The sequence below is a fragment of the uncultured Brachybacterium sp. genome (genome assembly GCF_947500705.1).
In the GTDB taxonomy this organism is placed as follows: domain Bacteria; phylum Actinomycetota; class Actinomycetes; order Actinomycetales; family Dermabacteraceae; genus Brachybacterium.
Window position 1 is genome coordinate 93,986 of sequence record NZ_CANMSY010000008.1, and the last position, 14,302, is coordinate 108,287.

A 14,302-nucleotide genomic window follows, 5' to 3' on the forward strand; every position below is an offset into this window, starting at 1 on the left:
CCGGGGTGGGGCCAGGCATCTGCCCATCATCACAGCTCCGCCGCGATCACGGCGAACCCGGGCACTCGCAGCGCTCCCCGACGGCTGCTCACAGGCCCATGTCCAACGGCGCCGAGCGGTCGCGCCGCATCTCCTGGACGTGCACGCTGCCGATCCCGTGGAGCTCGACCTCCTCGCCGTCGGTGAGTGAGAATCCGCCGGGCAGCGCCTGGGACACCGCCTCGGCGGTCTCCGCATCGACCAGCACGGATCCCGGTCGCGCCACGGATTCCATCCGGGCCGCGAGGTTGACCGTGGGGCCGAACACGTCCCCGTAGCGGGAGAACATCGATCCCCAGGCCAGCCCCACCCGCACCGGCGGGAGGTCGGGCGAGGCGGTGATCGTCTCGGCGAGGCTGACCGCGATCTGGGCACCGTCCTCGGGCGTGTCTGCGAGGAACATGATCTCGTCGCCCACCGTCTTGACCACCCTGCCGCCGCCCACGGAGATCAGGTCCCGGCTCACCGATTCGAAGCGGCCGACCATGTCGGCCAGCTCGGCGCCGGGCAGGTCCTGGGCGAGGCGGGTGAACTGGACCAGGTCCGCGAAGCCGATGGCTCGGTGGAGCGGGAACAGCTCATCGGTGTCACGGTGCAGGACTTCGCTGCCGGCGCGGGCCGCGTAGGCGGCGAGCTGCCGACGGAAGGTGAACATCACCTGCGACTCGAAGATCTCCAGCAGCTCCGGGATCGAATCGAGCATCTGCTGACGGGCCTGGGCGTCGTCGAGGCCATCGGCGTACTTCGCCTCGTCCACGAGCGCCTCGGTGATCCACATCGCCAGCCGCCCCATATGGAAGCCCAGCCCGCGGGAGATGCTCGCGAAGGCGCGCTCGGTGATCACCCCCTCCTCGACGATGGCTGAGAGGTCACCGATCGCATAGGCATCCTCCTCGGTGAACACGACCGTGTCCTCGTCGACCGGGGTGAAGCCCTGCGAGCGCCAGTACACGGAGGTGAGGCGTTCGGGGATGTCCTGCTGATCGGCGAGATCTCGGCGCGAGTACTTGCGCGGGCCCTGCAGCAGCACCTTCTCCAGGGCTCCGACGCTGCGGCGCACAGCGGCGAACCGCTTGTTGAGGTCGAGGATCTCCCGGTCATCCAGCGAGGCCTGCCCGGCACCCGTCTCCGAGAGGTCAGGCAGCTTCACGGTCTCCACGGGGACGGACTCCACCGGGACGGGCTCCTGCGGCACCGCGGACGGCTCGCCAGGAGAGGTGCTCCCCTCCTGGCCTGCGGCGCGCTCCAGGTCTTCCATGCCTCCGGTCACGTGACGTGCTCCTCCTGCTCGATGTCCTTCAAGTGCTTCATGCGGTCACGAGGACTGCCTGGTCCGCAGATGTCTCACATCTCCGACATCCACGGCCACCTGCCCGACTCCTTCACGGTCGACGACCAGCCTGCCGTGGACGTCCACGGTCCGGGCGAGGCCGTACCAGGAGCTCGATCGCTCTCCCCCCGTGTCGGGATCCCCCAGAGGATCGACTCGCACGTGACGCCCCAGTGTGAGGCACGTCATAGTGTAGCGGTCGTGGATTCCGGAGCGGACGCCGTCTCCCCCAGTGGACTCGAGGCGGGCGAGCTCCTGGGCGAGTGCCGTCACCAGCGATCTCTCGAGCCGCTCCTGCAGCTCCTCATCCGGCAGGACATCCGGCTGTCCTGCGTCGCTCGTCGGGCGCTGGCCGCCCTCTCCCCGCAGCCAGGCGGCGCCGGGCACGACGGCGCCGTCCTGCTGACGCACCGGCCCACGCAGATTCAGTCCGATGCCCACCAGCACCGCCTGCGCACCCCGCCCCTCCACCAGGATCCCTCCGAGCTTCTGCCCGTCCGCCGTGTGCAGGTCGTTGGGCCACTTGAGGCCGATCTCCTGCGTCGCCCGCAGGCCGAGCACCTCGCCGAGGGCGGTGACCGCGGCCAGCCCGGCCGCCAGCGGGAACCAGCCGCGGTGGGCCGGCGCCAGTCCGCTGCGGTGGACGTACGTGAGGGAGAGGCTGGATCCCTCGGGGCTCGCGAAGGCCCGGCCGAGCCGCCCCCGGCCGGCCGTCTGCCGGCGGGCGGTGAGTGCGAAGGGCGGTGCCAGACCCTCTGCCAGCCGGCGCGCCGCCTCGTCCTGGGTCGAGGTGACCGTGCCGCGCCGCAGGATGACCGGCTCCACCCCGGCAGGGCGCTGCACCGCTGCGCCATCGCGCGATCCTGAGCTGTCGGACTCTGCTGCGCCAGTCGTGCTCGTCATGCCGCTCCTCGTCCTGCCGCTCGCCCTGCTGTCCGGGGTGGACCTCGCCGATCGCCGAGCCGCGGCGGCGCTGGTGGCGTCGGGGCGTGGGCGACCGCCGTCGGACCTCCGTAGCGTAGTATCCCGATGTCCATCCGCCGGATCACTACGCGGCCCCGCAGGCCGCAGCAGGAGGCTCCGTGACCGACGCTCCGCGGCCGCTCACCACCGCCCAGCGACTCGAGGACCTGCGCGAGCGCAACGCCGCTGCGGTCTCCGCCGCCGATGAGCTCGCGGTCCAGAAGCAGCATGCCCGCGGCAAGAAGACCGCCCGGGAACGGATCTCCGATCTGCTGGACGATGGCTCCTTCGTCGAGACCGATCGCTTCGTACGGCATCAGGCCCGCAGCTTCGGCATCGATGCCAAGCGGCCCGACGGAGACGGCATCGTCACCGGCTTCGGCACCATCGACGGCCGCCAGGTGTGCGTGTACTCACAGGACTTCACCGTCTTCGGAGGCTCCCTCGGCGAGGCGCACGGTCGCAAGATCCAGAAGATCCAGGACCTCGCGCTGAGCACCGGAGTGCCGATCATCGGCATCCTCGACGGCGGCGGTGCCCGCATCCAGGAGGGTGTCGCCTCGCTCGCGATGTTCGCCGGGATCTTCAAGCGCAACACCCGCGCCTCGGGTGTGATCCCGCAGATCTCCCTGATCATGGGCCCGGCCGCCGGCGGCGCGGTGTACTCCCCGGCGCTGACGGACATCATCGTGATGGTCGAGAAGACCTCCCACATGTTCATCACCGGCCCCGATGTGATCCGCACGGTCACCGGTGAGGACGTCGGCTTCGAGGAGCTCGGCGGCGCACGCACCCACTCCTCCCGCTCCGGGGTCGCCCATTACATGGCGCCCGACGAGGCGGAGGCGATCGAGTACGTCAAGGACCTGCTCAGCTACCTCCCCGCCAACACGCTGAGCCCCGCCCCTTCCTTCCCCGTGCGCTTCGAGCAGGACCGCACCCCGGCGGACACCGCCCTGGATGCTCTGGTGCCGGATTCGCCGAACCAGCCCTACGACATGCTCACGGTGCTGCGGGCGGTGCTCGACGACGAGGAGTTCCTCGAGGTCCAGCCGCTGTTCGCCCGCAACATCCTGGTGGGCTTCGGCCGCGTCGAGGGTCACAGCGTGGGCATCATCGCCAACCAGCCCTCGCACCTCGCGGGCACCCTGGACATCGACGCCTCCGAGAAGGCGGCGCGCTTCGTGCGGCTGTGCGATGCGAACAACATCCCGGTGCTCACCTTCGTGGACGTGCCCGGCTTCCTCCCCGGCACCGATCAGGAGTACGGCGGGATCATCCGCCGCGGCGCGAAGCTGCTCTACGCCTACGCCGAGGCGACCGTCCCGCTGATCACCGTGATCACCCGCAAGGCCTACGGGGGCGCCTATATCGTGATGGGCTCGAAGGAGCTCGGCGCGGACATCAACCTCGCCTGGCCCACCGCCCAGATCGCCGTCATGGGTTCGCAGGGAGCGGTGAACATCCTCCACCGGGGCGATCTGCGCCAGGTCGCCGAGCAGGGCGGGGATGTCGAGTCCGAGCGCCAGCGCTTCGAAGCGGAGTACGACGAGCAGTTCGCCAATCCCTACACCGCTGCCGAGCGGGGTTGGATCGACGGCGTGATCCCTCCGGCCGACACCCGGCTGGAGGTGGCCCGGGCGCTGCGTGCGCTGCGCACCAAGCGGGACACACTGCCCACCAAGAAGCACGGGAACATCCCGCTGTGACCGCTCCGCACACCACGACAGAACCCTCCGACAGCCCGCCGGTGCGCCTCTCCGACGTCCGACTCGTGCAGGGATACCTTCGCGATGACGAGCTCGCCGCGATCGCGGTGGTGATCTCCGCGATGAGCGTCACCAGCCGGCTGGAGGCCGAGGAACGCACCCTCGCCGAGGGCCAGAGCGCGGGCGCCGGTGCCTGGGCCGATCCCGTGCACTGCCATCCCCGTGCCCATGGTCTGAGAGGGCTCCCCTCCCCCGCCGCCTGGCAGTTCTCGGATCGCTGAACCGGCAGCGCATCGCACTAGACTGCGGCGCATGTCCGAGCCTGCTCCCACCACCCCTGTGCGCACCGCCTCCGCCCTTGACCGCCTGGCCGACGAGTACGTCGAGCTGAGCGCCCGCCTGGATCCGTTCCTCGCCACCTCGCTCGGCATCCCCGGGTACGACACCGAGGTCACCGACTACTCCCCCGCCGCCGTCGACGAACGCACCGACGCCGCCCGGACCCTGCTGTCCCACGTCGCCGAGCTCCCCGACCAGGACGCGGTGGACTCTGTCACCCGCGCCGCACTCACCGAGCGTCTCGGCCTCGAGATCGAGCGCGCCGAGCAGCGGTTGGACATCGCGGCCGTCAACAATCTCGCGTCCCCGCTGCAGTCCCGCGATGTGCTCGATCAGATGCCCACCGAGACCGCCGCCGACTGGCACGTGATCGCCCAGCGCATGCAGGCGATGCCCCGCACGCTCAGCTCCTGGGTCCAGTCGCTGCAGGAGGCCGCCGAGCACGGTGTGCTCTCCTCCCGCCGCCAGCTCCTGCTCGGCGCGGAGCAGGCTCGCGGCTATGCCGCTGAGGACGGTTTCTTCGCCGGCTTCGCCCGGGACGCCGTGGGGGACGACACCCAGCGCGCACAGGTCACGGAGGCGGCGGGCGCCGCCGCGCGCGGCTATCTCGACCTCGCCGAGCAGCTGGAGGCGCTCGCCCCCCGCGCCCCGGAGCACGACGCCGTCGGGCGCGACGCCTACGCCCTGGCCTCCCGCACCTTCCTGGGGACCGACATCGACATCGACGAGACCTACGCCTGGGGCATCGAGGAGCTGCGCTCCGTGGTCGCCGAGCAGGAGGAGGTCGCCGAGCGCATCAACGCCCGCGCCGGCAACGGCGGTGGCGGCTCAGTGGCCGCGGCCAAGGACGCGCTGAACGCCGATCCGGCCCGGATCCTGCACGGCACCGAGGAGCTGCGTCGCTGGATGCAGGACCTCAGCGACCGTGCGATCGAGGACCTCGCCGGAACCCACTTCGACATCCCCGAACCGCTGCGCAGGCTCGAGTGCAGGATCGCCCGCACCGGCTCCGGCGGCATCTACTACACCGGCCCCAGCGAGGACCTCACCCGTCCCGGCAGGATGTGGTGGGACGTCCCGACCGGGACCACCGAGTTCCACACCTGGCTGGAGACCACCACCGTCTACCACGAGGGAGTGCCCGGCCATCACCTCCAGGTGGGCATCCAGACCCTGCAGGCGAGCACGCTGAACCGCTGGCGCGCCCTGATGTGCTGGGTCTCCGGCCACGGGGAGGGCTGGGCCCTCTACGCCGAACGGCTGATGGATCAGCTCGGTCATCTCTCCGACGACGGCGACCGGCTCGGGATGCTCGATGCGCAGCGCCTGCGCGCGGGCCGGGTGGTGCTGGACATCGGCCTGCACTGCGGCCTGCCGATGCCGGAAGGCCTCGCCGGCTCTGCGGGTGGTGCCTGGAGCTACGAGAGCGCCTGGGACTTCATGAGCGCCCATTGGGGCGTGACCGAGGCGGAGCAGCGCTTCGAGCTGAACCGCTACCTGGGATGGCCCGGCCAGGCGCCCTCCTACAAGGTGGGCCAGCGGGTCTGGGAGCAGCTGCGAGCGGCGTCCACCGAGCCGGCCCGAGACTTCCACCGACGCGCCCTGCAGCTGGGCAGCCTGCCCCTGTCCGTCCTCGAGGAGGCCCTGCGATGACCCACCCCCGCGACACGACCGATGCCGTTGCCGATGCCGATGCCGATGCCGTGATCGATCCCTTGATCGATCTCGTGACTGATCCCGACCATGACCCGCTGCTGCTTCTCGCCTCCGCCTCGCCGGGACGTCGCGCCACCCTCCGTGCGGCCCGCATCGAGCATTCCGCGATGCCGGTCGATCTCGACGAGGACGCGATCCTCGCCGCCGCCCGCGAACGAGCCTCCGAATCCGGGGATCCCGAGGACCTGCTCACCGCAGAGGAGGAGGTGCTGCTGCTGGCTCGGGAGAAGGCCCTCACGGCGACCGCCCGCAGCGAGGGCGGCTATGTGGTGCTCGGCTGCGACTCGATGCTCGAGCTGGACGGCGAGGTGATCGGCAAGCCGCTGACCGCCGAGCGCGCCCGGGAGCGCTGGCAGGCCATGCGCGGGCGCACCGCGGTGCTCCACTCCGGGCACTGGTTGGTGGACGACCGCGACGAGGAGGACGGCGGCACCGGGGCGACCTTCGGCGCGACGGCGAGCTGCCAGATCAGCTTCGCCGCACTCAGCGACGAGGAGATCGACGCCTATGTCGCCACCGGCGAACCGCTCGGTGTGGCGGGCGGTTTCACCATCGACAGCATGGGAGGTCCCTTCATCGAGAGCGTCGACGGCGACCCGCATGCCGTCGTCGGCCTCTCCCTGCCGCTGCTGCGCACGATGCTCGCCGAGATCGGTCTGGGCATCCACCAGCTGTGGGGCGAGATACCCACCAGCAGCCCTGCGGGCCCCGACACCGCCTGAACGCCCGCGGTACTAGACTCGGCCACTGCTGACTCCCGGAAGGAACCCCGCCAATGCCCGCACGCTCCTCCAAGCCCCGCCCCCTGTCCACGGTGCTCATCGCCAACCGTGGAGAGATCGCGGTGCGGGTCGCACGGGCCTGCCGGGACGCCGGGCTCCGCTCCGTCGCCGTCTACGCCGACCCCGACCGCGACGCCCTGCACACACAGATCGCCGACGAGGCCTATGCGCTGGGCGGCAGCACCGCCGCCAGCTCCTACCTGGTCGTCGACAAGATCCTGGACATCGCCAAGCGCTCCGGCGCCGACGCAGTGCATCCCGGCTACGGCTTCCTCTCCGAGCGCGCCGATTTCGCCCAGGCGGTCATCGACGCCGGACTGACCTGGATCGGCCCGCCCCCCTCCGCCATCGAGAAGCTCGGCGACAAGGTCTCCGCCCGGCACATCGCGCAGAAGGCCGGCGCTCCCCTGGTCGCCGGCACCAAGGACCCGGTGCAGAACTCCGACGAGGTCGTCGACTTCGCCCGCGAGCACGGCCTGCCGATCGCGATCAAGGCCGCCTTCGGCGGCGGCGGTCGCGGCCTGAAGGTGGCTCGCGAGGAGTCCGAGGTGCGGGAGCTGTTCGACTCCGCGGTGCGTGAGGCCGTCGCCGCCTTCGGCCGCGGCGAGTGCTTCGTCGAGCGCTTCCTCGACTCCCCCCGCCACGTCGAGACCCAGTGCCTGGCGGACATCCACGGCAACGTCCAGGTGGTCTCCACCCGTGACTGCTCGCTGCAGCGCCGCCACCAGAAGCTGGTCGAGGAAGCCCCTGCACCGTTCCTCACCCCGCAGCAGAACGCGCAGCTGATCTCCTCGTCGAAGGCGATCATGCGGGAGGCGGGCTATGTCGGCGCCGGCACCTGTGAGTTCCTGGTCGGCAAGGACGGCACCATCTCCTTCCTCGAGGTCAACACCCGGCTCCAGGTCGAGCACCCGGTGACCGAGGAGGTCGCAGGGGTGGATCTGGTGCGCGAGCAGCTGCGCATCGCCGCGGGCGAGCGCATCAGCGACCAGGACCCGGTCGTGCGGGGACATTCTTTCGAGTTCCGGATCAACGGCGAGGACCCGGGCCGCGGCTTCATGCCCGCCCCTGGCCGGATCCAGCGCTTCGATGCCCCCTCCGGCCCGGGTGTCCGGGTCGAGACCGGGGTCCGCACCGGGGACGAGGTCTCCGGGGCCTTCGACTCGATGCTGGCCAAGCTCATCGTCACCGGCGCCACCCGCCAGGAGGCGCTCGAGCGCTCCCGCAGGGCGCTCGCGGAGTTCACGATCGAGGGGATCCCGACGGTGCTCCCCTTCCACCGCAAGGTGGTCGAGGACCCGGCGTTCGCACCGGAGGATCCCGAGCAGGCCTTCTCCGTGCACACCACCTGGATCGAGTCCGCTTTCGACAACGACCTGCCGGCCGCACCGCTGCCCACTCAGCCCGAGGAGGCGGAGGATCGCGAGGCCGTGGTGGTCGAGGTCGACGGCCGCCGGGTCGAGATCAGCCTGCCCGCCTCGTTGCGCGCGCCGCAGGCGGCGGTGCGCCAGCGTCGCAAGCGTCAGCACCGTGCTTCCGGCGACGGCACCGCCGCCGGCGGGAACAGCGTCTCCGCTCCGATGCAGGGCACGATCGTGAAGGTCGTCGCCGAGGAAGGGCAGTCCGTCTCCGACGGCGACCTGCTCGTGGTGCTCGAGGCGATGAAGATGGAGCAGCCCATCACCGCGCACCGCTCCGGTGTCGTCAAGGGCCTGAGCGCGGAGATCGGCGCGACCGTCTCGGCCGGTGCCGTGCTCTGCCAGATCGAGGACTGAACCCCGACTCTCGACGCCGCCTCGGCGCGGCTGCTCAGGCCGACGTCATCTGGCAGCGCTGACGTCATCTGGCAGCGCTGACGTCATCTGACAGCGCCGACTTCGACGTTCAGACCATTCTGCGGAACCCATACCAGTCTGAACGTCTATCTCGCACCTCTCTGGCTCGACCCCTCTGGCCCGACGTCGAGGTGCACAGCATCTCCGGCCGTGCCGCTCAGCTCTCCGAGTCGAGCACCCGTTGCCTGGCCACCTCGGCCAGCGAGCCGGTGAGCGAGGGATAGACGGTGAAGGTGCCGGCCACCTGTTCGGCGGTGAGCCGGTGGGCGACGGCGAGGGTGTACGGCAGGATGAGCTCGCTCGCGCGGGGCGCGACGACGACCGCACCGATCACGGTGTGGGAGCCGGGACGCACGATCAGCTTCACGAACCCCTCGGTGATGCCCTGCATCTTCGCGCGGGGGTTGGTGTCCAGGCCCAGCACCATCACGTCGCCGCCGACCACGCCGTCGAGGACGTCCTGCTCGCTGACGCCGACCACCGCGATCTCGGGGCTGGTGAAGATCGCGGAGGAGACCTGCGTGGAGATCAGGGGGGAGACCGCGTCGCCCAGGGCGTGGTGCATCGCGATCCGGCCCTGCATGGCGGCGACGGAGGCGAGCGGGTACACCCCGGTGCAGTCCCCGGCGGCGTAGATCCCGCGCACCGAGGTGCGTGAGACGCGGTCGGTCTCGATGTGGCCTGAGTCCTTCACCCGCACGCCGGCGGTCCACAGCCCGAGGTCCTCGGTCCACGGGATCCCGCCGAGGGCCATCAGCACATGGCTGCCGGCGATCTCCTCGCAGGACGTGAGGGTCACCACCACGCCCTCCTCGCTGCGCCGGGCGGTGGCGGCGCGCGAGCGGGGGCGCACGGTGACGCCGCGCCGTGCGAAGGCATCCTCGAGCACGTCCGCGGCGTCCGCATCGCTGCCGGGCAGCACCTTCTCGCGGGAGGAGACCAGGGTGACCTCGCTGCCGAGCGCCCGGTAGGCGCTGGCGAACTCAGCGCCGGTGACCCCCGAGCCGACCACGATCAGGTGCTCGGGCAGGCAGTCCAGCGCATACAGCTGGGTCCAGTTCAGAATCCGCTGCCCATCGCACGGGGCACTGTCCAGCTCTCGCGGGCGGGCACCGACGGCCAGCAGGATCACCTCGGCCTCGTGCTGAGCGATCCGCATCCCGGTGGGGTCCAGCACCTCGATCCGGTCCGGTCCGTCCAAGCGGCCGCGCCCCTCGAGGATCTGCACCCCGGCTTCCTGCAGGCTCGTGCGGATGTCGACGGACTGCGCCGCGGCGAGCTCGCGCACTCGCTGGTTGACAGCCGCGAGGTCGACGTTCAAGGTGTGGGCGGTCGGGGCGGCGCCGGTGTCGGCATCGCGGATGCCCAGCTGCTGGGAGCCGGCGACCTGGTCCAGGACCTCGGCGGTGGCGATGAGCGTCTTGGACGGCACCACGTCGGTGAGGACAGCGGCACCACCGATGCCGCGCTCCTCGACCAGGAGTGTCTCGGCGCCGTGCCGGGCGGCGGTGAGGGCGGCCTCATAGCCGCCGGGGCCGCCGCCGATGATCACCACCCGGGGCCGCCCACCGGTGTGCGGGAGACGTCGGGGGTCGGAAGGCAGGGCTGTGCTGGGATCACTCACCCCGCCATTGTGGCAAAGCCCCGGCCGGTCAGGGGCTGGTTCGGGGGCAACTGAGCATCTCACCACCGGATCACGGCAGAGCGCAACCGCGTCTCGCCCCCGGGACCGGCTGCGGTGCCCCGCAAGGGGCTTCTCTGCGCTACCTTCGGTCCATGACTGCTTCCGCATCCGATCCGTATCAGCTCGCCCGCGACGCCGCCGCCGCCATCGCCGAGGCCAGCGGGGTCCCCGCCCACGATCTCGCCCTGGTGCTCGGTTCCGGCTGGGCCGAGGCCGCCGATCTGCTCGGCGAGACCGTCTGGCAGGGCGACGCCACCACCATCCCCGGATTCCGGCCGCCCGCGGTCGCCGGCCACATCGGCACCCTGCGCTCGGTCCGCGTGGAGGGCACCGGCGCCCGCGCGCTGGTGCTCGGAGCGCGCACACATTTCTACGAGGGCGCGGGGGTGGATGCCGTGGTCCATGGGGTCCGCACCGCGGCCGCGACCGGGGCCCGCACCATGGTGCTGACCAACGGCTGCGGCGGCATCGATCCGTCCTGGATCCCTGGCACCCCGGTGCTGATCCGTGACCAGATCAACTTCACCGGGGCCACTCCCCTGGTGGGCGCCAACTTCGTGGACCTCACCGATCTGTACACCCCTGCCCTGCGGAAAATCGCCCGCGAGGTCGATGAGAGCCTCGCCGAGGGCGTGTACATGCAGTTCTCCGGCCCCAGCTACGAGACCCCGGCGGAGGTGCAGATGGCCAAGGCCGTGGGCGCGAACCTGGTCGGGATGTCGACCGCGCTCGAGGCGATCGCCGTGCGTGAGGCGGGGATGGATCTGCTGGGGATCTCTCTGGTCACCAATCTCGCCGCCGGGATCAGCGGTGAAGCCCTGAGCCACCAGGAGGTGCTCGAGGCGGGCCGCGACGCGGGCCCGCGCATCTCGCGGCTGCTGGCCGAGACCGTGCGCCGGATCACCGGCGTGGCGGGCGATTCCGGGGCCGCGAGCGGGTCCGGCGCGAGCGGGTCCGGCGGCGTGGCATGAGCTTCGAGGGCGGCTCGGGCCTGCGCATCCAGGAGTGGCTCCAGGATGATCCCGATCCCGCGACGCGTGCGGCGCTCGCGAGCCTGCTGGAGCAGGCGGAGGCCGGAAGCGAGGTTGCGCAGGTCGAGCTCGCCGACGCCTTCTCCGCCGATCTGCAGTTCGGCACCGCCGGGCTGCGGGGACGGATGGCACCGGGTCCGAACCGGATGAATCTCGCCGTGGTCTCCCGGGCTGCGCGCGGGCTCGCCGACCACCTGCTCGAGGATCTCGAGCTGACGGAGCCGCTGGTGGTCATCGGCTTCGATGCCCGCCACAACTCCGAGGCCTTCGCCCGGCGCTCCGCCGCGATCATGGTCGCCGCCGGCTGCCGGGTGCAGCTGCTGGAGCGCTTCGGCCCCACCCCGCTGGTCGCCTTCGGGGTGCGGCAGCTGGAGGCCGACGCCGGCATCGTGGTCACCGCCTCCCACAATCCCCCGGCGGACAACGGCTACAAGGTCTATCTCGGTGGGCGCGCCGCCGACCCCGACGGTCGTGGTGTGCAGATCGTGCCGCCCTCGGATGCGCAGATCGCCGCCCGCATCGCCGCGGTCGGCCCTGTGCAGGGGATCCCGGTCGCCGACTCCGGCTGGGAGCTGCTGGGCGAGCAGCTGCGCGAGGACTATCTCGCAGCGATCTGCGCGCTGCCCGCGGAAGACGGGCCCCGCGAGGTGCGGATCGTGCACACGGCGATGCATGGGGTGGGCACTGAGATCGCACTGGCGGCCCTGCATCGCACCGGGTTCACGGACGTGCATCCGGTCGCGAAGCAGGCCGATCCCGACCCCGACTTCCCCACCGTCGCCTTCCCGAACCCCGAGGAGCCCGGCGCGATCGATCTCGCGCTCGAGCTGGCCCGCACTCTCGAGGCCGATGTGGTGATCGCCAATGACCCCGACGCCGACCGCTGCGCCGCCGCGGTGCTCGATCCCCACCTGGCCAACTGGCGGATGCTCACCGGCGATGAGCTGGGTGTGCTGCTGGGAGACCACCTGGTGCGTCGGCACGGCTACCGCGGAGTGCTGGCCCGCTCGATCGTCTCCAGCCGGTGGCTGAACCGGGTCGCTGAGGACGCGGGCCTGGAGGCCGCGACCACGCTGACCGGGTTCAAGTGGATCACCCGCGCGCCGGGGATCGCCTTCGGCTATGAGGAGGCGATCGGGTACTGCGTGCTGCCGGAGGTGGTGCGGGACAAGGACGGGCTCTCGGCGGCGCTGATGGTCGCGGAGATCGCGGCGCTCGCGAAGGCGGAGGGCACCACGCTGGTCGGGCGGCTCGACCAGCTCGCCGCGGGGCACGGCCTGTACTCGACCGCGCAGCTGTCGATCCGGGTCGAGGACCTGTCGCTGATCGGCGTGATGATGGAGCGCCTGCGGGCGGCTCCGCCCACGGCGCTGCTGGATTCACCGGTGCTGACGACTCAGGACCTCTCCGAAGGGTCCTCGGAGACCACCGGGCTCCCGCCGACGGAGGGCGTGCTGCTGCTCAGCGAGGATGACACCCGAGTGGTGGTGCGGCCCTCCGGGACCGAACCGAAGCTCAAGTGCTATCTCGAGCTGGTCACGACGTTGCCCGCCGGCGCCTCCGGCGCGGAGATCGGACGGATCCGACGCCGGGCCGAGGAGCGGCTGGAGCTGTTGAAGGACGAGCTGCGCCTGGTGCTCGGGGCCGCCTGAGTCGGCGCCGGCGCGGGCTCGGAACTCGCGCCGGGACTCCGCACTCAGGCGCGGGCTCCGCATTCAGGCCCGGGCTCTGCGACGCGAGCCGGCGACGACGGTGGCGAGCACCGCGATCAGCAGCGAGCCGGCGGTGATCACCCCCGCGAGCACCAGCAGCCAGCCGACGGGGATGCCCATCACGGCGACGACCTTCGTGGTGGTGTAGGTGGGGATCACGTCCTCCGCCTCGGGATCGGGGACGAAGGTGAAGTCGGTGGTGAAGGAGTCCGGTGCCCCGCGCACCTCGAACTCGGTCACCATGCGGTATGCCGCCGGGCGCTCTTGGCTCTGCGCCGCGTCGCCGAGGTCCTCCCCCGCCAGTTCCCGCAGAGTCGCATCGGACCAGGTCCAGTCATTGCTCGTGGGTGAGCCGATCCAGGGCCGGTTCACCTCCTGCTGCGCCGCGGACGGGTCGGTGCGGTGCACGGCCGTCTCGCCGAGCACGAAGAGGTGCACCGTCTGGGCGGTCTCGGCCGCCTGGGAGAAGCGCATCGGGTAGATCAGCTCGTCGGTCTCGAAGTCGAACCTCAGCGGCTCGACGTCCCCGCTGAGCACGGCGTCGGCCGCATAGCGGACCGCGGTGAAGGTCCATCCGTCCGCAGAGTAGGGATCGATCAGGGCCGAGAGGTCCTCGGACAGGGCGTAGCCGTTGTCCGTGAGCCAGTTGCGCACCCCGTCGGGCTCTCCGCCGAGCACCGCCACCTCGTAGTCGCCGATCCGCTCCTGGGAATGGACGGTGGGCTGTGCACCTTCGGTCACGCCGGTGCCAGGTGCACCACCGCCTGCCCCCGCGCCGAACGGGCTCTCGCCCCAGAAGTCGTACTCGATCACCTCACGGGGTGCGGTCGCAGCCGTCATCTCCCGCAGGGTCCCGGACTGGGCGGCGCTGACCTCCGGCACCGCCGGGGTGGGCATCAGCAAGGTCGAGCCGACGCGTTCGGCATCGAGCGCGAGGCCCATCACGATCGTCTCCACGCCATCGCGCAGGGAGAGCACCGCGGTCTCCTTCATGACGTTGGCGCCGTCGGGCCGGTCCGCCGGATCGACAAAGCCGCCGCAGGCGCACGCCGCGGCCGGCGACGCAGCCCCGAGGACCAGCTGCGCCATGAGCAGGGCGCCCGCGAGCAGACCGCAGAACCAGCGACGGAAGGTCCGGTCGGTCGCGAGCGCCGAGCCCATC

At 71.2% G+C, this 14,302-nt stretch carries 11 protein-coding genes; 7 read left to right on the forward strand and 4 right to left on the reverse strand.

Going from position 1 to position 14,302, the window contains the following annotated elements; all coding sequences use genetic code 11:
- Positions 1-88: 88 nt before the first annotated feature.
- Positions 89-1,309: an adenylate/guanylate cyclase domain-containing protein gene (locus Q0937_RS13765; RefSeq protein ID WP_299304638.1), complete on the reverse strand. Its 1,221-nt coding sequence runs from the start codon at positions 1,307-1,309 to the stop codon at positions 89-91.
- 45 nt (positions 1,310-1,354) lie between these two features.
- Positions 1,355-2,272, reverse strand: a complete 918-nt coding sequence (locus Q0937_RS13770; protein ID WP_299304640.1) for a biotin--[acetyl-CoA-carboxylase] ligase — start codon at positions 2,270-2,272, stop codon at positions 1,355-1,357.
- A 179-nt stretch (positions 2,273-2,451) separates the two neighbouring features.
- On the opposite strand from Q0937_RS13770, the gene Q0937_RS13775 reads away from it, so the two are divergent.
- Genes Q0937_RS13775 through Q0937_RS13795 form a run of 5 tightly spaced genes read left to right on the forward strand, consistent with a single transcriptional unit; the run spans position 2,452 to position 8,653 of the window.
- Positions 2,452-4,041, forward strand: coding sequence for an acyl-CoA carboxylase subunit beta (locus Q0937_RS13775; RefSeq protein WP_299304642.1), 1,590 nt, complete (start codon positions 2,452-2,454; stop codon positions 4,039-4,041).
- Positions 4,038-4,322: an acyl-CoA carboxylase epsilon subunit gene (locus tag Q0937_RS13780; protein ID WP_299304644.1), complete on the forward strand. Its 285-nt coding sequence runs from the start codon at positions 4,038-4,040 to the stop codon at positions 4,320-4,322. Before Q0937_RS13775 ends, Q0937_RS13780 begins: the two co-directional genes overlap by 4 nt.
- 31 nt (positions 4,323-4,353) lie before the next feature.
- A complete protein-coding gene (locus Q0937_RS13785; RefSeq protein ID WP_299304647.1) occupies positions 4,354-6,033 on the forward strand; it encodes a DUF885 domain-containing protein in 1,680 nt (559 codons plus the stop codon).
- Positions 6,030-6,818, forward strand: coding sequence for a nucleoside triphosphate pyrophosphatase (locus tag Q0937_RS13790; RefSeq protein ID WP_299304649.1), 789 nt, complete (start codon positions 6,030-6,032; stop codon positions 6,816-6,818). The genes Q0937_RS13785 and Q0937_RS13790 overlap by 4 nt, the downstream gene beginning before the upstream one ends.
- Before the next feature lie 53 nt (positions 6,819-6,871).
- Positions 6,872-8,653, forward strand: coding sequence for a biotin carboxylase N-terminal domain-containing protein (locus Q0937_RS13795; protein WP_299304650.1), 1,782 nt, complete (start codon positions 6,872-6,874; stop codon positions 8,651-8,653).
- Positions 8,654-8,870: 217 nt separating this feature from the next.
- Here Q0937_RS13795 and Q0937_RS13800 read toward each other — a convergent pair whose 3' ends face one another.
- Positions 8,871-10,337, reverse strand: a complete 1,467-nt coding sequence (locus Q0937_RS13800) for an NAD(P)H-quinone dehydrogenase (protein WP_299304652.1) — start codon at positions 10,335-10,337, stop codon at positions 8,871-8,873.
- Between the two features lie 152 nt (positions 10,338-10,489).
- Between Q0937_RS13800 and Q0937_RS13805 the strand changes: the two genes are divergently transcribed.
- Complete coding sequence (locus tag Q0937_RS13805; protein WP_299304653.1) at positions 10,490-11,368, forward strand: purine-nucleoside phosphorylase; 879 nt, start codon at positions 10,490-10,492, stop codon at positions 11,366-11,368.
- On the forward strand, positions 11,365-13,080 hold the full coding sequence (locus tag Q0937_RS13810; protein WP_299304655.1) for a phospho-sugar mutase: 1,716 nt from the start codon (positions 11,365-11,367) through the stop codon (positions 13,078-13,080). The genes Q0937_RS13805 and Q0937_RS13810 overlap by 4 nt, the downstream gene beginning before the upstream one ends.
- A gap of 63 nt (positions 13,081-13,143) precedes the next feature.
- Here the strand turns inward: Q0937_RS13810 and Q0937_RS13815 are convergent, their stop codons facing one another.
- Positions 13,144-14,301 carry a DUF2330 domain-containing protein gene (locus tag Q0937_RS13815; protein ID WP_299304657.1) on the reverse strand — a complete coding sequence of 386 codons (1,158 nt, stop codon included), beginning with the start codon at positions 14,299-14,301 and terminating at the stop codon, positions 13,144-13,146.
- Between the last annotated feature and the right edge of the window lies 1 nt (position 14,302).